This is a genomic window from Corynebacterium felinum (assembly GCF_030408755.1).
In the GTDB taxonomy this organism is placed as follows: domain Bacteria; phylum Actinomycetota; class Actinomycetes; order Mycobacteriales; family Mycobacteriaceae; genus Corynebacterium; species Corynebacterium felinum.
Genome location: NZ_CP047209.1, coordinates 733618 through 755681 on the forward strand (window position 1 = coordinate 733618; position 22064 = coordinate 755681).

The following is a 22064-nucleotide window of genomic DNA, read 5'->3' on the forward strand; positions in this document are numbered from 1 at the left end:
GTTGTTGAGGTGATCACCTTTGAAAATGTCACCAAGCTGTATAAAACGTCCACTCGGCCGGCTCTCGATAATATTTCGTTGACGATTGATAAGGGCGACTTTGCCTTCCTTATCGGCCCTTCGGGCTCGGGTAAATCTACGTTTCTTGAGTTGTTAATTCGAGAGACCAATGTGTCTTCTGGCGATATTTATCTTGACTCTTTCCACGTGAATAAGTTGCGCGGAAGTCAGGTGAATAAGCTGCGCCAGAAGATTGGCTATGTGTTCCAGGATTTCCGCCTGCTTCAGAAGAAGACGGTCTACGATAATGTCGCTTTTGCTCTCGAAGTGATCGGTACGAAGAAGGATAAGATCGCCAAAATGGTGCCGGACACGTTGGAGCTGGTGGGCTTGGCGGCGAAGGCGGATCGTTTCCCGCAGGAGCTTTCGGGTGGTGAGCAGCAGCGTGTCGCGATTGCTCGTGCGTTTGTCAATCGCCCGTTGGTGTTGTTGGCGGATGAGCCGACTGGCAACCTTGATCCGGATACCTCCGATGACATTATGGTGTTGCTGAATCAGATCAATAGGACTGGCACGACTGTGGTGATGTCGACTCACAATGCTCGTGCGGTTAATGATATGCGTCGTCGTGTGATTGAGCTGAATCTTGGGCGTCTGGTGCGCGATGAGGCTCATGGCGTTTATGGTGAAGCACAGTAGGAGGGGGAGTAAACGATGAGTGTAGTTTTTATTTTGCGTGAGGCTTTCCGCGGTCTTGCCCGCAATATCACCATGACGGTGGCGTTGATTATTACCACCGCTATTTCCTTGGCGCTGTTGGCGACTGGTTTTTTGGTGACCAATGTTACTGAGCGCACGAAGGAGGTGTATCTTCAGCGTGTTGAGGTGATGATTCAGCTGGATGAAGAAATTTCCGCCAATGATGCTGACTGTTCTTCCGCCCCGTGCAAAGAGGTGCTGGGCTTATTGGAGAAGAACGATGAGATTGAGTCGGTGATTTTCCGTTCCCGCGAGGAATCGTATAAGCGTTATGTGGAGTTGTTTAAGGATTCTGATCCGTTGCTGGTTCAGGAGACTTCAGCTGATGCGCTCCCTGCTGCGGTGCATGTGCGGTTGTCTGATCCGTTGAATACGAAGTCGCTGGATTCGGTGCGTAATCTTGCGCAGGTTACTGAGGTTGTTGATCAGGTTGATGATGTGCGCGGGGCTACGGATAATCTTGATTCGATTCGTAATTCCACGTTCTTGTTTGCTGCGATTCAGGCGATTGCTGCGATTTTCTTGATTGTGAATATGGTTCAAATTACTGCGTTTAATCGCCGTGAAGAGATTTCGATCATGCGCATGGTGGGTGCGTCGCGTTGGTATACGCAGGCACCGTTTGTGCTTGAGGCGATTATTGCGGTGGTTTTGGGTGCGGTGCTTTCCGGTGTGGCCTTGTTCTTGGGCAAGACGTGGGTTGTGGATAAGACTTTGGCGAGCTTGTATGAGGCACAGTTGATTGCGAAGGTGACTACTGCTGATATTTGGATGATCACCCCGATTGTGGCGATTGTTGGCATTATTTTTGCGGCGATCACGGCACAGGTGACGTTGCGCTGGTACGTGCGCAAGTAGCCTGTCACTGTTTGAAAGTGCGCCAGGCGCTGAGGTTTTCACTAGCGGGAAGATCCTCGGTTCCTGGCGCTTTTCTGTTGAGTGTGTCGACCTTAAATATCTCGGGTGTGATGAACAGGGGATGCTTGCTTAGCGTGACGACGTCGGCACCTGCATCGTTGAAATTGTTCGGTTGCGGGCTTCAATGGGGTTGGCGACGGTGGGGCAAGGTTGCGGCGTTGGGCGCTGTGAGGCACTTGCCCATGTGTGTGTTGGTGGGAAACGGGCGATGGTGGAGGTTTTGGCGCTAAGATTAAACGATTATGGCGAAGAAGAATAAGAAGAAGGCGCATTTTAATCCTGTTATTGCTACTAACCGCAAGGCGAAGCACGATTATCACATTTTAGAAACCTTTGAGTGTGGTGTTGTGTTAGTTGGTACTGAGGTGAAGTCGCTGCGTGAGGGCAAGTGCTCGCTTGTCGATGCCTTTGCCACGATTGATGAGGGGGAGGTGTGGCTGCGTAATCTGCACATTCCGGAGTATTCGAAGGGGCATTGGACGAACCATTCGCCGCGCCGCACACGGAAATTATTGATGCATCGTCGTGAGATTGATTCTTTGATGGGTAAGGTGCGCGACGGCAATAAGACTTTGGTGCCGTTGAGCCTGTATTTCAAGGATGGGCGTTTGAAGCTGGAACTTGGGTTAGCCCAAGGTAAACAGGCTTATGATAAGCGCCAAGATATTAAACGCCGCACTGAAGAGCGTGAGATTGTGCGCGACTTGGGCCGCCGTATCAAGGGGCTTCATGGCTAAAATCCGCGGGATCGCGGTGGATACGCAGGGGCGCTGCGTGCACTATCGTACAGCGGTGGATGTGGTGGCGAACCTATGCGCAACCTGCCACGAATTTTATGCCTGCCACCTATGCCATGGTGATCTAGCTGATCATGAATTCGGTCGCGTGGATTTTTCTAGCGCGATGGTGGCTGTGATCTGTGGTGTATGCGGGTACGGGATGACACCACAGGAGTATGCTCAAACCACTGATTGCCCTGCGTGCGGGTGTGGTTTTAATCCAGGCTGTGCTGCGCACAGAAATATGTACTTTACGTGCGGGTAATTGTGGTTTATGATTAACAACACTTGCTGTTGATCGCACAATACCTCGGACAGCAAGCAACGGGGTCGATTTTGGTTTCGACTGCGTACATTACGCCAGGGGAAGCGTGCCGGTGCAGGCTAGAGACCACCGTAAGCGTCGTAGCAATCTGATAAGCGCCGAGAATTCTCAGCGTGACTACGCCCTCGCTGCCTAATTAAGAATAGCCAGCGACCTGCGTGTCTGTCGGACTAAAATGGTCCCTGTTTTAGACCCCGGCATCGATGAAGGGACTTGCTATCCACATTGGCCTCAAGGTGTGGATGGGACTTTTACTTGTGGCTGAGGCTCATCATCCGGGAATGTTCGTCTAAGCCGGAGAGTCAGAGAAAAGATCCTTCGCGCGAACTGCGCACGGAGAAGCCCTGGCAAGATGACGTAGGACCCGGGTTCAATTCCCGGCGGCTCCACAAATGACCCTGCTGAGGTGGCAAAACGCCACATCAGCAGGGTTTTGTTGTGGGGGCAGAAGGTGTGTAGTGCGCAGGGTATTTCGTGAGTCGGCGTGGATCAGTGGGGGGAAGATCAGTTGGCATGGGGCGCGCGGTGGGCGAGTATTCAATTGAGTTGGAAGAGTGGAACTATTGTGGGCAAATGTATACGCTGTAAACTATAGGTAATAGATCGTGCAAGGAGCCCACAGTGGCAAAACTCAACCGTGACCTTATCGTTGAAACCGCTTTAGCATTGGTTGACGATGCAGGGATAGAGAAGCTTTCCTTTCGTCAACTCGCCGGTGCCTTGGATTGTTCCGCGATGCTTGTGTACCGGTATTTTGATTCCAAACAAATGCTGCTTGAGGCGGTAGCAGATCGTGCCTGGATGCGCATTGAATTCGATAGGGGTGCTCGGTTCGCAAGCTGGCAAGTTGCTTTGCGGGAGTGTTTGCTTTATGTCCGCCAAATCCTTCTGGCAAACCCCAATGTGGTTGTCCTTCTTGGCACGCAATCAGCGTTCGGCCCCGGTGGGTTTGGAGTGATTGAAAATTTTCTTTCAATTCTTACTCGCCACGGTTTTGTTCTTGATTGCCGAGGTTTTGACCTCGTCAACGGGCTTTTTCAGTCACTGATCGGTCACGTTCTAGCTGAGCATGACCAAAACCGCGACTCGAGTGACTACCAGTCCCTTGCCTTGGGTGACTATCCGCACATTATGCAGGTACTTCAAGAGTGGAGCTATGACGGGCAGCGACAGTTGATCGCACTCATTGAGGCGGCGGTGAAGGGTTACGAGAATGCGAGGGGACACGGCGATGAAAAGCAGTGAGTTTTCGCGTCGATACCTTGCTGGTGATATCAAGGCACATAAGGGGCTTGCCGTCGTTTTAGTTTGTCTGGTCGCCCTTTCATCTGCCCTGATGGGGGTGGGGGCAGGCACGATCGAGCGGCTCTCGTCTGCAGTCGCTGCGTTGCATAAAGTGACGTCACCGCCTGACTTGTTGCAGATGCATCAAGGGGATATGAATCTGGAGGCGCTTGAAGAGTTTGGGCGTCGGCCCGATGTTGCTGCACTTCAGATTGAACGGCTAAAAGGGGTTGACCCGAGTCTGATAGGGTATCGCACCAAGGCTGGTGACGGCGATTTTTCGCGCTCGTTGATTGATCATCTTTTTACTACCCCGAACGAGCAGTTCGACAAGCTTATCGACGTCGCCACCGCACAACCCGCAGACCCAGCGCTCGGGGAGGTTTATATTCCTGTGGTTGTGAAGGATCAATTTCCGGTAGAAATTGGTGACCAATTGAATGTCGCGGGCACACCGCTGACAATCGCAGGTTTCATTCGTGACGGGCAGATGGCGTCACCTATGGCCGGTTCCACTTGCTATTTAGTGCACCCGGATTCTTGGGAGGGCATTTCCGGCCAAAAGGAGGCGATCATTGGAGTGAAACTCGCACACCCTGATGCTCTGCCTGCGGTTGAGCAAGCATTTAAAGCAGATCCTGAGCTTCCTCATAATGGTCAGTTTGTAACAGCGCCGATGATCAAACTGATTACTGTGCTCTCGTCAGGTCTGGTTGCCTTCGGGTTTATTGCTGGTGCGGTAGCACTGATGGGGATTGCCCTTGTGAGCTTGTGGTTTATTATTCGGGGCACGATTGAAGACCAAATCCGGACCATTGGAGTGCTGAAAGCACTTGGCCTGTCGCGTAGGGATGTTGCCGGTCTTTTCTTGTTGCGCTACCACGCTGTTGTCGTTGTTGGCTGTGTAATCGGATTAGGAATGGCAACGTTAGCGTTGTTTCCTGTCAGTACCGGATTCGCACACGCCTTTGGTCATGCACCTCTGAGCATCTGGACTTTCCTCGTGCCCCTTTGCGCAGTGCTGGTAGTGGCGGTAGTTGTGGAGGGGTTGTGCGGGGTTGTTCTTCGAAAGATTGCAAAGATTGAGCCTGTGCCTGCCATGGTTCACGGTCGAACAGATTCAAAGACACATCCTGGCAGGGTTCGTCCTAGGATTTTCCTTCGGCAGGGTGTCAAGTCGGCGCTGATTGTAGGGGGAATAGCGGGGAACAAGGGGCAATGGCTGATGTTGTCGATGGTGTTTTTCATTGCCACAGTGCTTGTGGCAGCTCCTGTGAGCATGGTCAAAACCTTCGCCTCACCTAGCGCCGTGGATTATCTAGGGATCGAACGTTCTGATGTGATTGCGACGATCCAGTTTCCCGAGGAAGGACAAAGCGTAGCTAAGATGTATCACCAGCTGCGGGAATACCTCGAAAGGAATGAAACTGTGGAGCGTATAGAGTCCACAGCCACAGTCCTAGTGGAAACGAAGGTAGACGATAAATGGGAACTGATGACAGTGGAGTATGGGAACTTTCACAGCAGCACTCTCCATTTTGTCGAAGGAAAACCACCGTCTAGCGGTGAGATAGCGCTCTCGCAACTCAGCGTCGACAAGCGAGAAAAGCACGTGGGGGATACCCTCAGCATTCGTGACTCGCAAGGAAACGAGCACACCTATCCACTAGTGGGAGTCTATCAAGACGTAACCTCAGGTGGATTCACAGCGAAATTAGCTCAACCTTTACCTGAGCAGTCGCAGCGCTGGACGCTGCATGTCTGGTTGAAGGATCCCAGCATGGCGCAGGTGTTCGCTGCGGAGTTAGAAAAGAACTATTCCGGGGTGAAAGCACAGTCGGTTGCCGACGCCACTTGGCAGATCATGGGACCACTCGCAGAATCGATGCGATGGGTTGTCGTCGTTGCATGGATTGCGGCGCTGAGCACGATTGCTTTAGTTACAGTACTTTTCGTTGGCGTTCGCGTCGCTAAAGATAAGACACGCATGGGAACGCTCAACGTCTTAGGATTTGAGCCGAAGGAAATACAAAACCTTGTGCTTTGGCAAGTTGTGGTGGCAGCAACGCTCGGCATAATAATGGGGCTTGCCGTTGAAGTACTCACAGGTAAATATGTGCTTCAAGCGGTGCTTTCGATCGCTGGCGTGGGCTTGCGCGAATTACCGTACAGCCATGATGTTATTGCAGGAACTATTCTTCCAGCTTCCCTGCTCCTTGGAGTATGTGGCGGCGCAGCATTTCTTGCGCTTCGACCAATCCGTTGTGAGAACCTGACCCAGTACGTGAAATAGGAGAAATCTAATGTCCACCATTTTGAGCGCGTGCACTGTGATCAAAGAGTTCAACACCACCATACCTCCCGTCCAGGTACTGCGGGGAGTCAGTCTTGATGTGGAAGAGCAGGAGTTTGTTGCCATCATGGGAGCATCGGGGTCGGGAAAGTCGACCCTTCTGTATTCCATTAGCGGGATGGATGCGCCTACTTCAGGTGAGGTTACAATTGCGGGGCAGAACCTTTCTCAATTAAGCCAACAGCAAGCGGCGAAACTTCGTCTTGAACACATGGGATTTGTATTTCAGCAACCACATTTTCTCGACAATTTGTCCATTATCGATAATGTTGCGCTTCCCGCCTTGAAAGCAAAAGTTGCCAACGCGTATAAGAAAGCTGAACAGTTACTCGTTCGTTTTGATATCGCCCACATTGCCCACCATGGGATTACTCAGGTTTCTGGTGGGCAGCTCCAACGCGCTGCCTTGTGTCGTGCGCTCATTACACGGCCGAAAATCCTGTTCGCAGACGAGCCTACTGGGGCATTGAACAGTGCGATGACAGGTGAGGTGTTAGCAGCGCTTGCGGATGCACGGAAATTAGGGTGCGCAATTGTGATGGTTACCCACGATTATCGATGTGCTGCCCGCGCTGACCGTGTGATCTACCTCAAAGATGGACTGATTGTCGACCAATGTCAGTTCGGCAGAACCGATCCCACCGATGAGTCAGATTGGCTAGAACGGGAAAAGACGATACTTGGCTGGCTATCGAATCTCGAAAAACAGCACTAAATTCTCACTTTCCCCGAACACAACTGTGCTTTACACACGTAGTGATCACCAATCTGCATGCTTTGGGGTGATAGCAGTGAACAGCAATGGGAGAGGGAAACATCCTGGATTTAGATCAGGCTTTCTAAGGATGAAAGCTATCGGTTGACGAGCAATGTGCTGGTTGCCCCTTAGATAATTGTTATCATTTGCATTGTAGTAGCTTCGATATGGGCTAGGCGGGCGAGCGTACGGCATTCAACGAGGGGTTCAATTCGAACTGTGTAAAAGCAAACTGCTGAGATCACATGAACTGTACTGCGGGGACTAAAAGGGGTAGTTGGATTATTAATACAGGCTTAACACATGTGGAAAGGTTGACTTAAGCAGTGTTTTGTTGGTGTGCGTGGGGCGGCTTTACTGTGCTTTGCGACGTCGACAATATGTGAGTTTGCAGCGCTGGTGATGGGTGGTGGTGAGGTTTCCTTATTGTTCGAAACGCTGTTCGTTTAGGTTGGCTTAAGTATGCATTTAGTAAATTCTGCTCTAGCATCATCTGAAAACAACTGAGAGTAGAGATAGTGATGCATTGGTCGTTTTCTGAGCTTGAGCGGGAAATTCTTCTCAATATTCCCGGTGTTGATACGTCGGTCATTTCCACTTTGGAGCGTATGGGCTTTGCGAGTTTGAGTCAGCTCGCGCAGGCGGGCGAGGAAGTGATTCTTCAGTCGAGTGCGCATGTGTTTGGCACGCCGGTGTGGCTGCATAGTCCACAGATGCGGCGCACAATCCGTTGGGTCTGCGAACAATCGCGGGAATTGGCTCTGGTCTAGGGTGCTAACTGTGCGATCAGAAGAAAACTTCTGAAAGTTATTGCTGACTAACATTTGCTTGGGCAATAATTGGGGGGATGGATGAGATTGATCGCGCAATTCTTGCAGAATTGCAAAAAGACGGACGCCTGAGTAATCAGGATTTGGCTGCCCTCGTAGGGCTGACTGCTGCACCCTGCCTGCGTCGAGTGCGTAAGCTGGAAGAGATGGGTGTGATTAAGGGCTATCGCGCCATTGTGGATCAAGCAGCGCTTGATCGCGGATTTGAGGTCATTGTTCAGGCGGATGTGGGGAAAAATGATGGCCCCACTATCGCAGAATTTGAACAACGTGTGGCGGCAATGCCGGAAGTGGTGGAATTGCGGCGGATGTTTTCCAGGCCAGACTATTTCATTCGTGTGCGGGTGCGCGATTCGGAACATTATGAAGAATGGTTGACAAAAGGCTTGTTGGGTAATCCTGGTGTTGCGCGTGTTGATTCCCGCATGACAATGAAAGTGATTAAATCAGGCGAATAGTACTTCCCGCACGCTGGTAACGCCCATCAACGTGGATCCTTAGCCGGCTGTGGTGTGGGGGTATTCTGGGCTGCGAATGATGTTCCTATTTCTGAATTTATACTGGTCAAATAAAAGTTGGAAGGAAAATTTTAGCGTAGAGTTTCTTTGCGCTCCTTCCTAGTGGTTCCGATGATTCAGATTATGTTGGGTGCTGTGATCAGTGCGTTGACGACCTTCGCGGTGTTGTCCATGAATCTGTTGCTGAGCTTGAGTGTGTGGTTTCAGGAATCTTTTACTGCTGTGCATAAGGGACAATATGTGCAGCTGTGGATTATGCTTACGGTAGTTGTTGTGGATCGCTTGACCGTGGCGGGTTGGGGTAAGCAATTTGCTACGAAATTAGGTGTGAATTACAACTAGATCGTACTGGTGGGTGCGGGGTGTGAAGAATGCGTAGTCAGCAGACATGTGTCGGCGTCGATACGCGGAAAACCTCTTTTCACAAAAACGCTGTGAAAAAGCGATTGTGGTTGCTGTCCGCACTAATCAGCGCGGCGGGTTTGGGTTTCGCGCCGCTGCTAACATACAAAAACCCGATGCCGCTGGGCACAGAGCAGTTTTCGGCTGATTGCGTATCGATGCCTTCACGCTGTCACCGCACTGTTACTGGTTGCGATCTGCCATGCTCTGGCGACAGTAGCTTTTCAAACGGTGGACAACAACCGCATCATCCCCCCCCGCCCATCAAGGGCTTTGAATCGCTCTACCGCGTGATTCACACAGCTACTGTGTTCGTTTTTGGCACCGCAGGACTTATTACCACAGATAATCTCGGCATGTTTGTTCTGCAGCTTGTCGGCATTGTCATCGGCGGAGGGAGATTAGGAAGTAATGCCGCCTTCATGCAGCGCATGCTCACCCCTTCTGACTTGATGTGCTGCTTGCGCGGTTATTCGGCTCAGCCATCAACACTGACCCCGGCCATTTTCCGATCTCTGCACATCTGATTGCATTTGCTGGGGGCCTATTGTGCTGAATGCGAAAAACGCAACGTTTTAGCCCTCGGGCAGGATGCCACGATGAACTTAGGCATTGACACAATCGTTTAGGCGTGGACAATTAGTTTGCCGTTGCCGTACTCAAGGTGGTTTCAACGGCACTGGTCGGCGGTGCAGTATTTCTTATCGCATCAATGAAAAAGGACGAGTGTGATCACGCTGTGCGGTGTCAGCAAAAACTACTCCTCCGAAGTGAACATCGGGCCTGTCACACTGAACAGGCCTGCTGGCGGAATTACCGCTTTGGTCATGTCTAACGGCCCAGGTAAATTCACCTTGCTCACTATGGCAGCTCGATTGATCGACATCGATGAAAGCCAGATCCCGGTTGATGAACTTGATGTCAGTTCCACTCAGTGCGCAGATCTTGCCAAGGTGTTGAGCATTCTGCGCCAAGAAAACCACTTCATTACACGGCCGAGCATGCGTCAGCTTGTGGGCTTTGGTCGTTTTCCACATGTTCATGGAAGACTCATTGCAAAAGATGAAGAAATCATATCGACCAGCTTTCGGGTGGACAACGCCAGCGTGCATACGTGGCGATGATGCTGTGCCAAGAAACCGACTACGTACTTTTGGGCGAACCACTGAATAACCTCGATGTGGCTCACTCGGTGGAGATGATGTAACGCCTTGCTCAAGTTGTGGAAGAATTCGGACGCACCATCTTTGTGGTTCTTCACGACATTAACTTCGCTGCCCGATATGTTAACGACATCTGCGCGGTTAAGGAGAGCCAGATAGCTTACTGTGGAACTGTCGAGGAAATTATGGATGCGGAGAAGCTCATCGCTTTGTTTAATACCCCCATCATGGTCAGTGAGAACCCTGTGAGTCCCTTCCCGGCTTCTAAAACACAGCAACCCCAAAAATATGCCTTTGACCTAAGAGTTTGTTTATTTGCCGAGACGGTGTAGATTTATCCGAGTCGCCGCGAGAGCAGCTAGGTTCCGAAGTCGGGATTGTGGTTGTTGTGGTGGCAGGAGAAAGCTACTTGACAGGGTGTTTATATTCGGTTAAGGTTTCTTCTTACCGCTTCCGATGGGTTTTGGCTTGAGAGGTTGCGGGCGTGTTGTTTGAGAACTCAATAGTGTGCCAATGTACTTTTGTTTTTTGTTTGGGTTGTTGGTTTTGTTGTTTGATGGTGGGTTTGGCCGGCAAGTGTGGCTTGCTTGTTAAATTGTTTGCTGTTGGATGACGGGATTGATGATTCGATTCTTTTGCCTTCCCCGTTTTTTGCCCCGTCGGGTTGGGGGAGGTTGTTGTCTTTTTTTGTTTTTTTCAATCATTTTCGCATGGTGCCTGGCTTTTGGGTTGGGTGTTGTGTGGGCTGGTTGTTTGTTTTTTTGCCGGTTTGGTTGGGCTTTTCACGAGCCTTGGGCAGGAATTTTTTTGTTCTTGTTTTTTGTGGAGAGTTTGATCCTGGCTCAGGACGAACGCTGGCGGCGTGCTTAACACATGCAAGTCGAACGGAAAGGCCTCAGCTTTTGTTGGGGTGCTCGAGTGGCGAACGGGTGAGTAACACGTGGGTGATCTGCCTCGTACTTCGGGATAAGCTTGGGAAACTGGGTCTAATACCGGATAGGACCATCATTTAGTGTTGGTGGTGGAAAGTTTTTTCGGTACGAGATGAGCCCGCGGCCTATCAGCTTGTTGGTGGGGTAATGGCCTACCAAGGCGTCGACGGGTAGCCGGCCTGAGAGGGTGGGCGGCCACATTGGGACTGAGATACGGCCCAGACTCCTACGGGAGGCAGCAGTGGGGAATATTGCACAATGGGCGCAAGCCTGATGCAGCGACGCCGCGTGGGGGATGACGGCCTTCGGGTTGTAAACCTCTTTCGACAGGGACGAAGCTTTTGTGACGGTACCTGTATAAGAAGCACCGGCTAACTACGTGCCAGCAGCCGCGGTAATACGTAGGGTGCAAGCGTTGTCCGGAATTACTGGGCGTAAAGAGCTCGTAGGTGGTTTGTCGCGTCGTCTGTGAAATACCGGGGCTTAACTCCGGAGCTGCAGGCGATACGGGCATAACTTGAGTGCTGTAGGGGAGACTGGAATTCCTGGTGTAGCGGTGGAATGCGCAGATATCAGGAGGAACACCGATGGCGAAGGCAGGTCTCTGGGCAGTAACTGACGCTGAGGAGCGAAAGCATGGGGAGCGAACAGGATTAGATACCCTGGTAGTCCATGCCGTAAACGGTGGGCGCTAGGTGTAGGGGTCTTCCACGACTTCTGTGCCGTAGCTAACGCATTAAGCGCCCCGCCTGGGGAGTACGGCCGCAAGGCTAAAACTCAAAGGAATTGACGGGGGCCCGCACAAGCGGCGGAGCATGTGGATTAATTCGATGCAACGCGAAGAACCTTACCTGGGCTTGACATATACAGGACGGCTGCAGAGATGTAGTTTCCCTTGTGGTCTGTATACAGGTGGTGCATGGTTGTCGTCAGCTCGTGTCGTGAGATGTTGGGTTAAGTCCCGCAACGAGCGCAACCCTTGTCTTATGTTGCCAGCACGTTATGGTGGGGACTCATGAGAGACTGCCGGGGTTAACTCGGAGGAAGGTGGGGATGACGTCAAATCATCATGCCCCTTATGTCCAGGGCTTCACACATGCTACAATGGTCGGTACAACGCGTTGCCAGCCCGTGAGGGTGAGCGAATCGCTGAAAGCCGGCCTCAGTTCGGATTGGGGTCTGCAACTCGACCCCATGAAGTCGGAGTCGCTAGTAATCGCAGATCAGCAACGCTGCGGTGAATACGTTCCCGGGCCTTGTACACACCGCCCGTCACGTCATGAAAGTTGGTAACACCCGAAGCCAGTGGCCTAACCTTTTTTGGGAGGAGCTGTCGAAGGTGGGATCGGCGATTGGGACGAAGTCGTAACAAGGTAGCCGTACCGGAAGGTGCGGCTGGATCACCTCCTTTCTAAGGAGCTTTTTGTTTCACACAGTTGTGTGAGCTCTATATTTTTTATAAATCCGGGTGGAGCAAACCCGCTTTGTGTGTGATCAGATATCACACGGGGTAACAAAATTGTGATACTTCAAGCAAAAAAATTATATGTGTGTGTTGGCATGCTGTTGGGTGTCTGGGATGACATGTGTGTTTTCCTGGTGGCCGATATCAGTAATTGCTGTGGCTCCTTGTGGGGGTTGTGGTGGTGGTTGGTGTTGGTGTGTTGTGTGAGAACTGTATAGTGGACGCGAGCATTTTTATCTTTATTCTTAATTTTTTTTGATGACAGATGTTCACACACTCTCTTTTTTGTGTGTGGTGTTTGTTTGTCTTAGTGTTTTTTGTCATTTTGGTGTGTTGTTTGAGTAAGAGCACACGGTGGATGCCTTGGCATGCTAAGCCGATGAAGGACGTGTAAGGCTGCGTTAAGCCTCGGGGAGTTGCCAATAGAGCGTTGATCCGAGGGTGTCCGAATGGGGAAACCTGGCTGCAGTTATGTGTAGTTACCCACTAGTGAATTCATAGCTGGTGTGGGGGTTTACGCGGGGAAGTGAAACATCTCAGTACCCGCAGGAGAAGAAAACAATTGTGATTCCGCTAGTAGTGGCGAGCGAACGTGGATGAGGCTAAACCGTATGCGTGTGATACCTGGCAGGGGTTGCGTGTGCGGGGTCGTGGGGTTTGACTTTCTAGGTGCTGTCACACCTGGGCATAATTTATGATGTGTTAGCGGAAGTGGTGTGGAATCGCCCACTGTAGAAGGTGAGAGTCCTGTACGTGAAAGCATGTTGTGTTGTGTTGTTGGATACCCGAGTAGCAGCGGGCTCGTGGAATCTGCTGTGAATTTGCCGGGACCACCCGGTAAGCCTAAATACTTAGTGTGACCGATAGCGGATCAAGTACCGTGAGGGAATGGTGAAAAGTACCCCGGGAGGGGAGTGAAATAGTACCTGAAACCGTGTGCTTACAATCCGTCAGAGCCTGATTTGTTTGGGTGATGGCGTGCCTTTTGAAGAATGAGCCTGCGAGTCAGCGGCATGTCGCGAGGTTAACCAGTGTTGGGTAGCCGTAGCGAAAGCGAATCCTAATGAGGGTGAGTTAGTGGCATGTCCTGGACCCGAAGCGGGGTGATCTACCCATGGCCAGTGTGAAGCAGCAGTAAGATGCTGTGGAGGCGCGAACCCACTTAGGTTGAAAACTGAGGGGATGAGCTGTGGGTAGGGGTGAAAGGCCAATCAAACTCCGTGATAGCTGGTTCTCCCCGAAATGCATTTAGGTGCAGCGTCGTGTGTTTCTTCCTGGAGGTAGAGCTACTGGTTGGTTGAGCGGGACCACAATCTTAGCAATGTCAGCCAAACTCCGAATGCCGGTGAAGTTAGAGCACGGCAGTGAGACTGCGGGGGATAAGCTCCGTTGGTCGAGAGGGAAACAGCCCAGATCGCCGGTTAAGGCCCCTAAGAGTGTACTAAGTGGGAAAGGATGTGGGATCGCGAAGACAGCCAGGAGGTTGGCTTAGAAGCAGCCATCCTTGAAAGAGTGCGTAATAGCTCACTGGTCGAGTGGTTCTGCGCCGACAATGTAGCGGGGCTCAAGTACACCGCCGAAGCCGCGGCAATCAACTCCTTTTGGGGTTGGTTGGGTAGGGGAGCGTCGTGCACGTGTTGAAGCACCCGGGTAACCGCTGGTGTGGAATGTGTGCGAGTGAGAATGCAGGCATGAGTAACGAATGACATGTGAGAAACATGTCCGCCGGATGACTAAGGGTTCCTGGGTCAAGCTAATCTTCCCAGGGTGAGTCGGGACCTAAGGCGAGGCCGACAGGCGTAGTCGATGGACAACCAGTTGATATTCTGGTACCCGTATATGCGCGCCCAATGATGAATCCATGATACTAACCACCCACAAACACACTGATTACTACTTGTAGTGTTGGTGTGCGCGTGCGTGGGATCTGAGTGGGTAGTAGTCAAGTGATGGGGTGACGCAGGAAGGTAGCCAAGCCACTTAGTGGATTGTGGTGTAAGCGTGTGGCCCGCAGAATAGGCAAATCCGTTCTGCATAGAAGGGTGAGGCGTGATGCGTACCCACATGTGTGTGGGGATGTTGGTGATCCTATGCTGCCGAGAAAAGCCTCTAGCGAGTGCATATATGGCCCGTACCCATAACCGACACAGGTGGTCAGGTAGAGAATACTAAGGCGTTCGGGTGAACTGTGGTTAAGGAACTCGGCAAAATGCCCCCGTAACTTCGGGAGAAGGGGGACCACTGCTGGTGACAAACTGGTTGAGCTGGTGGTGGTCGCAGAGAATAGAGGGAAGCGACTGTTTATTAAAAACACAGGTCCGTGCGAAAACGTGGAAGTTGATGTATACGGACTGACGCCTGCCCGGTGCTGGAAGGTTAAGAGGACCTGTTAGCAACACTTGTGTTGCGAAGCGGAGAATTTAAGCCCCAGTAAACGGCGGTGGTAACTATAACCATCCTAAGGTAGCGAAATTCCTTGTCGGGTAAGTTCCGACCTGCACGAATGGCGTAACGACTTCCCTGCTGTCTCAACCACAGGCCCGGTGAAATTGCACTACGAGTAAAGATGCTCGTTACGCGCGGCAGGACGAAAAGACCCCGGGACCTTCACTATAGCTTGGTATTGGTGTTTGGTTCGGTTTGTGTAGGATAGGTGGGAGACTAGGAAACCGCATCGCTAGGTGTGGTGGAGTCGTTGTTGAAATACCACTCTGATCGGATTGAGCACCTTAACCTTGGCCCATGATCTGGGTTGGGGACAGTGCCTGGTGGGTAGTTTAACTGGGGCGGTTGCCTCCTAAAAAGTAACGGAGGCGCCCAAAGGTTCCCTCAGCCTGGTTGGCAATCAGGTGTTGAGTGTAAGTGCACAAGGGAGCTTGACTGTGAGAGTGACAACTCAAGCAGGTACGAAAGTAGGGACTAGTGATCCGGCACCTACGAGTGGAAGTGGTGTCGCTCAACGGATAAAAGGTACCCCGGGGATAACAGGCTGATCTTCCCCAAGAGTCCATATCGACGGGATGGTTTGGCACCTCGATGTCGGCTCGTCGCATCCTGGGGCTGGAGTAGGTCCCAAGGGTTGGGCTGTTCGCCCATTAAAGCGGCACGCGAGCTGGGTTTAGAACGTCGTGAGACAGTTCGGTCTCTATCCGCCGCGCGCGTTGAAACTTGAAGAAAGCTGTCCCTAGTACGAGAGGACCGGGACGGACGTACCTCTAGTGTGCCAGTTGTCACGCCAGTGGCATAGCTGGTTAGCTACGTACGGAAGGGATAACCGCTGAAAGCATCTAAGCGGGAAGCCTGTTCTAAGATGAGGTTTCACTTGAGGTGCCCGGAAGACTACCGGGTTGATAGGCCAGAGTTGCAAACACAGCAATGTGAGAAGACGACTGGTACTAATACACCAACAAACAACCCCAAAACAAAACACAAAACACAACAAACAAAACACAACACCGCGTCCACTACACAGTCACTGACACAACACAAACACCCCAAAAACACACACAACCCAAAAAAATGTGTCGGTGGTCATAGCGTCGGGGACACGCCCGGTCCCATTCCGAACCCGGAAGCTAAGCCCGACAGCGCTGATGGTACTGCAAACGGGAGTTTGTGGGAGAGTAAGACACCGCCGACCAAAAACTTCACAACAAAAGCCCACCCCCACCAAAGGGTGGGCTTTTCACATATAAACAGTCCAAAAAAAATACTAAGCGAAGGCGCTAAGGCCTTCGCAACAGCAACAAAACTACGACACAGCCCACGACGTCGACAAGCCCAAACGAGCTGATTTAGCTTAAACGGTGGAGATCAGCTGCGAGGTGAACCGACACAGTATCACCTGGCTGCCACCTCGGTGCACCTAAGCAGCGGGAGCTTAACCTCACCCCATCACCGCGTTCGACCACATACATGGTGGAATGGCCAAGAAACTCGATGGAACGAATGGTCGCGGCAAAATTACCAGATTCTTCGGTAGAACTCAGGCTGACTTGTTCGGGTCGCACGACAAGAGTGTCGTCAAGAACCGTGCAAGTACCCAAGAAACGCGCGACCCACTCAGATGTGGGTGCGTTATAGACCTCGCTGGGAGTGCCACACTGCGCAATTACCCCACCGTTCATCACAGCGACCCGATGCGCCATCGACAAAGCCTCATCCTGGTCGTGGGTCACCAAAATAGCTGAAGCATTCGCAGCGGCTAAAATAGCAACGATATCCATCCGCAGCCGCGTACGTAATGCAGCATCCAGTGCAGAAAACGGTTCATCTAAAAGCACCAGCGCGGGGTTGGGCGCGAGTGCACGCGCAAGTGCTACCCGCTGAGCTTGCCCGCCCGACAGCTGCGCGGGTTTGCGATCCGCCAAGCCGGCGACGTCGACAAGCTCAAGCATTTCTGCAACGCGCGCAGCTTTATTCGGGTGTTTGCCCAGCCCAAATGCGACGTTTTGAGCAACAGTAAGGTGCGGAAATAAAGCTGCATCTTGGGGGACTAGCCCGATTCGTCGCCGCTCCGGCGGAATATTGGTGTTAGCGGAGACAACCGTGGTTCCACCAAGTTCGATGGTGCCGCCCGATGCAGGCATGAGCCCTGAAATCACCCGCAGTAACGTAGTTTTACCGCAACCACTGGGACCTAAAATGGCAAGTAACTCGCCTGTTTTAAGCTGCAGATTAACGTTATCGACCACCGGACGCGGTGAATTACGGTATACGGCGGAGACGTCTTTTAACACAAGGGCAGGGGTCACGATTTTACCTATCTGATTCGGGGGAACCGGCCAGCATTAATGCCGGAATACTAGCTGCGGCGATTAATGCCAAGGCATAGGGAGCGGCGGCACCGTAGGCGTTAATATCACTAAGCTGCCAAAGCCTGGTAGCCAACGTATCGGTCCCAATGGGACGCATCATCAACGTCGCCGGCAGTTCTTTCATCACTGTCACAGCAACGATCAGCGCGCCGGAAGCAATACCCGGCCATGACAACCGCGCCGTGACCTCTAGCCATGTTCGACGGGGATTACGACCTAAGCTGCGTGCAGCATCTTCTAAGGTGGTGGGAACTTGGGCGATAGCAGTACGGGTGCTTCCCATCGCTTTAGGAACAAACATAATTGCATAAGCTACGACCATCAGCAGCATCGTTTGATACAAAAACGGCAGGAACTTTAGGGCAAGATAAACCATCGATAAGCCCAACACCACTCCGGGTAAGCCGTGCCCGATGTAGGTTACCGTCTCAATGACAGCCACCGATTGTGCTTTACGACGCGCGGCCAGCACACTAATGGGCAACGCCAACGCGGTGGCAAGTGCAGCCCCAATAAGCCCAAGCGCAACGGTTGTACCTAACGCAGTCAGCAGACGCATACCCTCGAATTCACGTTGCGCCACACTCAGAGATAAACGGTACAGCTGTTCCCCAATGGGTAGCCCAACGCTCAAAGCAAAAATTACCAATAGCCACGTGCAGACACCTACGGTAGCCCACCACGGAAGAGAATGTGGTGGCCTATTGCCATGCGTAATTCGAGTCGCTGTTACCGGCTGCCTCAGTAGCCGCTCGCAAGCTACTACGATGATTGCCAAGAGCACTAAAAGCGCAGACAAAACGATCGCAAGAGTCCTATTGAAGCTGCCGGAAAACGCGGTTTGCACGGCTGGGGTTAGGGTAGGAAACCGCATGATGGAAACCACCCCGTACTCGGCTAAGCAATAAAGCGCGACCAACAACGCCCCAGCCGCAGCGGCGGGCATTACCTGGGGCAGCGACATGCGAATAAAAGTCAACACAGGGCCTGTACCGAGCGTCCGAGCGACGTCTTCGATGCCACGGTCCGCGCGTCGAAAAGCAGCAGCGGTAGGCAGCGTGACATACGGTGTGGTTGCTAGAACCAATACCAGCCAAGAGCCGACGAAACCGCGTAGATCTGTGGCGGAAACCCACGATAGCCCAGCTACATAGGACGGAATCGCAAGTGGCAATGTTGCAGCTATCCACCACAGTCGGGGAAGCGGCAGCGCAACTCTGACCAAGCAAAAAGCTGTGGAGATACCCAAAAGCAGCGAACCCGCAGCCACCGTTGCCACTAAATACAAAGTATTAAGCGAATGCGAAACAGTATTGGGGCGGGATAATGCGCGGATGACCGCCCCAGAAGGAGCGGTCATCAACTCTGCGACTAGGAAGAAAAGTGGGGCGGCCACTAATGCAGCTGCGCAGATCGCTAAACCTAAAAGAAACCGTTGTGAAGTAGTCACTACAACTTATTTGGTGAAGGTCAAGCCAACTTCATCAATCATCGCTGCAGTCTCATCTACCGATGACAGCTTGGACAAATCGAAATCAGGGTTCGACGTTGGATCCATCGCTGGAACACCTTCTGGTGCGGACACAGACGCAACCAAAGGATACTCGTAGGTCTCGGTGGCAAAGTACTTCTGTGCATCTTCTGACAGCAGGAACTTCACAAACTCCAATGCCTGAGGATCCTTCTCTGCCTTCTTGGTGACACCAACGCCAGTCACGTTCACGAGGGAAGCCAAGTCGCCCGGCTTACCGAACTTCAGCTGAGCGGTCATGTTCTCAGCACCCTTCTCAGCAGCATCCAAGTACCAGTAGTAGTGGTTAATCAGACCGAGCGAAATCTCGCCACTATTTACTGCCTCAAGGATGCCAGTGTTCTTCTCGTAGGTCTTTACCTTGTTGTCAACAAGCTTCTGCAACCACTCACGAGTAAAATCGTCACCCTTTTCTACACGCATAGCGGTGACGAAGGAAAGGAACGAAGCGTTACCGGGAGCGACACCGATCTGCTCGGCCCATTTCGGATCCACCAGTGCATCAATGGTGTCAGGTGCGTCGGACTCTTGGACCTTGTCTTTGTTGTACGCAACCACGCGAGCACGGCCGGTAACACCGACCCACTTCTTCTCAGAAGAAGAGAAATTAGCGGGAACGGATTCAAAAACCTCGGCAGGAAGAGGCGCAAGTAAATCTGCATCGCCCACTAAGCCCAAAGCGCCAGCTTCTTGGGAGAAAAAGACCTCAGCTGGTGACTTCTCACCTTCGGTCAACAGCAACTGAGCTTGTTCAGCAGTTTTTCCATATCGAACTTCAGTTTTGATGCCGGTTTTCTCTTCGAACATCTCAATCAGTGGTGCCACCAAGTCTTCACTACGACCTGAATAGATCACCAAAGTATCGTCACTGGACTGTTTCTGAGCTGAATCAGCAGCCGAGGTAGTTGCAGAAGTAGACGAAGTATCGCTGTTCGAGCATGCAGTCAATCCACCTACGAGGGCCACCGACGCGGTCGATGCGAGAAGAAAACGATAAGGAGAACGCATAAACACCTCTAAGAATTACAGGAACATTGCAAAACCGCACCTAAATTAGTACAGCTGTAGCTAACCTAACATAGATTGATTGATACTGTCTACAACTATCGAACTATAAGAATGTGTCTAGCGTGTAGGTGTCGACGTTTAGCACTGTTAGCACTTGTTCTTTTGAGGGCTTGTACTGCGAGTTTGTACTTGTGTGGTGGGGTGTGTAAATTAATTTGAGTCGCCAAGAGCGACGGAAACAAAAATCACAGGTTGGTCTTAGGATTTTATGTGGTTTGTGTTGTTTGAGAACTCAATAGTGTGCCAATGTACTTTTGTTTTTTGTTTGGGTTGTTGGTTTTGTTGTTTGATGGTGGGTTTGGCCGGCAAGTGTGGCTTGCTTGTTAAATTGTTTGCTGTTGGATGACGGGATTGATGATTCGATTCTTTTGCCTTCCCCGTTTTTTGCCCCGTCGGGTTGGGGGAGGTTGTTGTCTTTTTTTGTTTTTTTCAATCATTTTCGCATGGTGCCTGGCTTTTGGGTTGGGTGTTGTGTGGGCTGGTTGTTTGTTTTTTTGCCGGTTTGGTTGGGCTTTTCACGAGCCTTGGGCAGGAATAGTTTTTGTTCTTGTTTTTTGTGGAGAGTTTGATCCTGGCTCAGGACGAACGCTGGCGGCGTGCTTAACACATGCAAGTCGAACGGAAAGGCCTCAGCTTTTGTTGGGGTGCTCGAGTGGCGAACGGGTGAGTAACACGTGGGTGATCTGCCTCGTACTTCGGGATAAGCTTGGGAAACTGGGTCTAATACCGGATAGGACCATCATTTAGTGTTGGTGGTGGAAAGTTTTTTCGGTACGAGATGAGCCCGCGGCCTATCAGCTTGTTGGTGGGGTAATGGCCTACCAAGGCGTCGACGGGTAGCCGGCCTGAGAGGGTGGACGGCCACATTGGGACTGAGATACGGCCCAGACTCCTACGGGAGGCAGCAGTGGGGAATATTGCACAATGGGCGCAAGCCTGATGCAGCGACGCCGCGTGGGGGATGACGGCCTTCGGGTTGTAAACCTCTTTCGACAGGGACGAAGCTTTTGTGACGGTACCTGTATAAGAAGCACCGGCTAACTACGTGCCAGCAGCCGCGGTAATACGTAGGGTGCAAGCGTTGTCCGGAATTACTGGGCGTAAAGAGCTCGTAGGTGGTTTGTCGCGTCGTCTGTGAAATACCGGGGCTTAACTCCGGAGCTGCAGGCGATACGGGCATAACTTGAGTGCTGTAGGGGAGACTGGAATTCCTGGTGTAGCGGTGGAATGCGCAGATATCAGGAGGAACACCGATGGCGAAGGCAGGTCTCTGGGCAGTAACTGACGCTGAGGAGCGAAAGCATGGGGAGCGAACAGGATTAGATACCCTGGTAGTCCATGCCGTAAACGGTGGGCGCTAGGTGTAGGGGTCTTCCACGACTTCTGTGCCGTAGCTAACGCATTAAGCGCCCCGCCTGGGGAGTACGGCCGCAAGGCTAAAACTCAAAGGAATTGACGGGGGCCCGCACAAGCGGCGGAGCATGTGGATTAATTCGATGCAACGCGAAGAACCTTACCTGGGCTTGACATATACAGGACGGCTGCAGAGATGTAGTTTCCCTTGTGGTCTGTATACAGGTGGTGCATGGTTGTCGTCAGCTCGTGTCGTGAGATGTTGGGTTAAGTCCCGCAACGAGCGCAACCCTTGTCTTATGTTGCCAGCACGTTATGGTGGGGACTCATGAGAGACTGCCGGGGTTAACTCGGAGGAAGGTGGGGATGACGTCAAATCATCATGCCCCTTATGTCCAGGGCTTCACACATGCTACAATGGTCGGTACAACGCGTTGCCAGCCCGTGAGGGTGAGCGAATCGCTGAAAGCCTCAGTTCGGATTGGGTCTGCAACTCGACCCCATGAAGTCGGAGTCGCTAGTAATCGCAGATCAGCAACGCTGCGGTGAATACGTTCCCGGGCCTTGTACACACCGCCCGTCACGTCATGAAAGTTGGTAACACCCGAAGCCAGTGGCCTAACCTTTTTTGGGAGGAGCTGTCGAAGGTGGGATCGGCGATTGGGACGAAGTCGTAACAAGGTAGCCGTACCGGAAGGTGCGGCTGGATCACCTCCTTTCTAAGGAGCTTTTTGTTTCACACAGTTGTGTGAGCTCTATATTTTTTATAAATCCGGGTGGAGCAAACCCGCTTTGTGTGTGATCAGATAT

Annotated in this window: 13 protein-coding genes, 4 rRNA genes, 1 other RNA gene and 2 pseudogenes; 17 read left to right on the forward strand and 3 right to left on the reverse strand. The window is 51.9% G+C overall.

Annotated elements, in window-relative coordinates:
- Positions 1-9: 9 nt before the first annotated feature.
- From ftsE to rrf, 16 genes and pseudogenes are all read left to right on the forward strand, one after another.
- Positions 10-699, forward strand: coding sequence for a cell division ATP-binding protein FtsE (gene ftsE, locus CFELI_RS03270; RefSeq protein WP_277104770.1), 690 nt, complete (start codon positions 10-12; stop codon positions 697-699).
- Positions 700-714: 15 nt separating this feature from the next.
- Entirely contained in the window at positions 715-1617 is a 903-nt protein-coding gene (gene ftsX / locus CFELI_RS03275; protein WP_277104771.1) for a permease-like cell division protein FtsX, read from the forward strand.
- Between the two features lie 302 nt (positions 1618-1919).
- On the forward strand, positions 1920-2414 hold the full coding sequence (gene smpB, locus CFELI_RS03280; RefSeq protein WP_277104772.1) for an SsrA-binding protein SmpB: 495 nt from the start codon (positions 1920-1922) through the stop codon (positions 2412-2414).
- The gene (locus tag CFELI_RS03285) at positions 2407-2721 is read left to right on the forward strand and encodes a CHY zinc finger protein (RefSeq protein WP_277104773.1); all 315 of its coding nucleotides are present in this window, start codon (positions 2407-2409) and stop codon (positions 2719-2721) included. The genes smpB and CFELI_RS03285 overlap by 8 nt, the downstream gene beginning before the upstream one ends.
- Before the next feature lie 61 nt (positions 2722-2782).
- Positions 2783-3173: a transfer-messenger RNA gene (gene ssrA / locus CFELI_RS03290) on the forward strand.
- A 229-nt stretch (positions 3174-3402) separates the two neighbouring features.
- On the forward strand, positions 3403-4026 hold the full coding sequence (locus CFELI_RS03295; protein ID WP_277104774.1) for a TetR/AcrR family transcriptional regulator: 624 nt from the start codon (positions 3403-3405) through the stop codon (positions 4024-4026).
- Complete coding sequence (locus CFELI_RS03300) at positions 4013-6358, forward strand: ABC transporter permease (protein WP_277104775.1); 2346 nt, start codon at positions 4013-4015, stop codon at positions 6356-6358. Before CFELI_RS03295 ends, CFELI_RS03300 begins: the two co-directional genes overlap by 14 nt.
- A gap of 10 nt (positions 6359-6368) precedes the next feature.
- Positions 6369-7133: an ABC transporter ATP-binding protein gene (locus CFELI_RS03305; protein WP_277104776.1), complete on the forward strand. Its 765-nt coding sequence runs from the start codon at positions 6369-6371 to the stop codon at positions 7131-7133.
- 563 nt (positions 7134-7696) lie between these two features.
- Complete coding sequence (locus CFELI_RS03310; RefSeq protein ID WP_290259450.1) at positions 7697-7945, forward strand: hypothetical protein; 249 nt, start codon at positions 7697-7699, stop codon at positions 7943-7945.
- A gap of 77 nt (positions 7946-8022) precedes the next feature.
- Complete coding sequence (locus tag CFELI_RS03315) at positions 8023-8463, forward strand: Lrp/AsnC family transcriptional regulator (RefSeq protein WP_277104778.1); 441 nt, start codon at positions 8023-8025, stop codon at positions 8461-8463.
- A 135-nt stretch (positions 8464-8598) separates the two neighbouring features.
- Positions 8599-8862 (forward strand): annotated as a pseudogene (locus tag CFELI_RS03320) (ABC transporter permease); the annotation flags it as partial.
- A 32-nt stretch (positions 8863-8894) separates the two neighbouring features.
- On the forward strand, positions 8895-9452 hold the full coding sequence (locus tag CFELI_RS03325; RefSeq protein WP_277104780.1) for a hypothetical protein: 558 nt from the start codon (positions 8895-8897) through the stop codon (positions 9450-9452).
- A gap of 201 nt (positions 9453-9653) precedes the next feature.
- Positions 9654-10420, forward strand: a pseudogene (locus tag CFELI_RS03330) (ATP-binding cassette domain-containing protein).
- A gap of 487 nt (positions 10421-10907) precedes the next feature.
- A 16S ribosomal RNA gene (locus CFELI_RS03335) occupies positions 10908-12431 on the forward strand.
- A 385-nt stretch (positions 12432-12816) separates the two neighbouring features.
- Positions 12817-15903 (forward strand): 23S ribosomal RNA (locus CFELI_RS03340).
- Positions 15904-16008: 105 nt separating this feature from the next.
- Positions 16009-16125: ribosomal RNA gene (gene rrf, locus CFELI_RS03345) — 5S ribosomal RNA — on the forward strand.
- The 16S, 23S and 5S rRNA genes sit together here, the layout of an rRNA operon.
- A gap of 154 nt (positions 16126-16279) precedes the next feature.
- Here rrf and CFELI_RS03350 read toward each other — a convergent pair.
- The 3 genes from CFELI_RS03350 to CFELI_RS03360 are packed head-to-tail and all read right to left on the reverse strand — an operon-like array spanning position 16280 to position 19841.
- Positions 16280-17239, reverse strand: coding sequence for an ABC transporter ATP-binding protein (locus CFELI_RS03350; RefSeq protein ID WP_277104980.1), 960 nt, complete (start codon positions 17237-17239; stop codon positions 16280-16282).
- Positions 17240-17243: 4 nt separating this feature from the next.
- Positions 17244-18752 carry an ABC transporter permease gene (locus CFELI_RS03355; RefSeq protein ID WP_277104979.1) on the reverse strand — a complete coding sequence of 503 codons (1509 nt, stop codon included), beginning with the start codon at positions 18750-18752 and terminating at the stop codon, positions 17244-17246.
- Between the two features lie 6 nt (positions 18753-18758).
- Entirely contained in the window at positions 18759-19841 is a 1083-nt protein-coding gene (locus tag CFELI_RS03360) for an iron ABC transporter substrate-binding protein (protein ID WP_277104978.1), read from the reverse strand.
- A gap of 613 nt (positions 19842-20454) precedes the next feature.
- Here CFELI_RS03360 and CFELI_RS03365 point away from each other — a divergent pair.
- Positions 20455-21973, forward strand: a 16S ribosomal RNA gene (locus CFELI_RS03365).
- The last annotated feature ends 91 nt before the right edge of the window (positions 21974-22064 follow it).

Coding starts and splice junctions, on each gene's coding strand:
- ftsX (WP_277104771.1), top strand. CDS start 715: ATGAGTGTAGTTTTTATTTTGCGTGAGGCTTTCCGCGGTCTTGCCCGC.
- smpB (WP_277104772.1), top strand. CDS start 1,920: ATGGCGAAGAAGAATAAGAAGAAGGCGCATTTTAATCCTGTTATTGCT.
- CFELI_RS03285 (WP_277104773.1), top strand. CDS start 2,407: ATGGCTAAAATCCGCGGGATCGCGGTGGATACGCAGGGGCGCTGCGTG.
- CFELI_RS03300 (WP_277104775.1), top strand. CDS start 4,013: ATGAAAAGCAGTGAGTTTTCGCGTCGATACCTTGCTGGTGATATCAAG.
- CFELI_RS03305 (WP_277104776.1), top strand. CDS start 6,369: ATGTCCACCATTTTGAGCGCGTGCACTGTGATCAAAGAGTTCAACACC.
- CFELI_RS03310 (WP_290259450.1), top strand. CDS start 7,697: ATGCATTGGTCGTTTTCTGAGCTTGAGCGGGAAATTCTTCTCAATATT.
- CFELI_RS03315 (WP_277104778.1), top strand. CDS start 8,023: ATGGATGAGATTGATCGCGCAATTCTTGCAGAATTGCAAAAAGACGGA.
- CFELI_RS03325 (WP_277104780.1), top strand. CDS start 8,895: ATGCGTAGTCAGCAGACATGTGTCGGCGTCGATACGCGGAAAACCTCT.
- CFELI_RS03360 (WP_277104978.1), bottom strand. CDS start 19,841: ATGCGTTCTCCTTATCGTTTTCTTCTCGCATCGACCGCGTCGGTGGCC.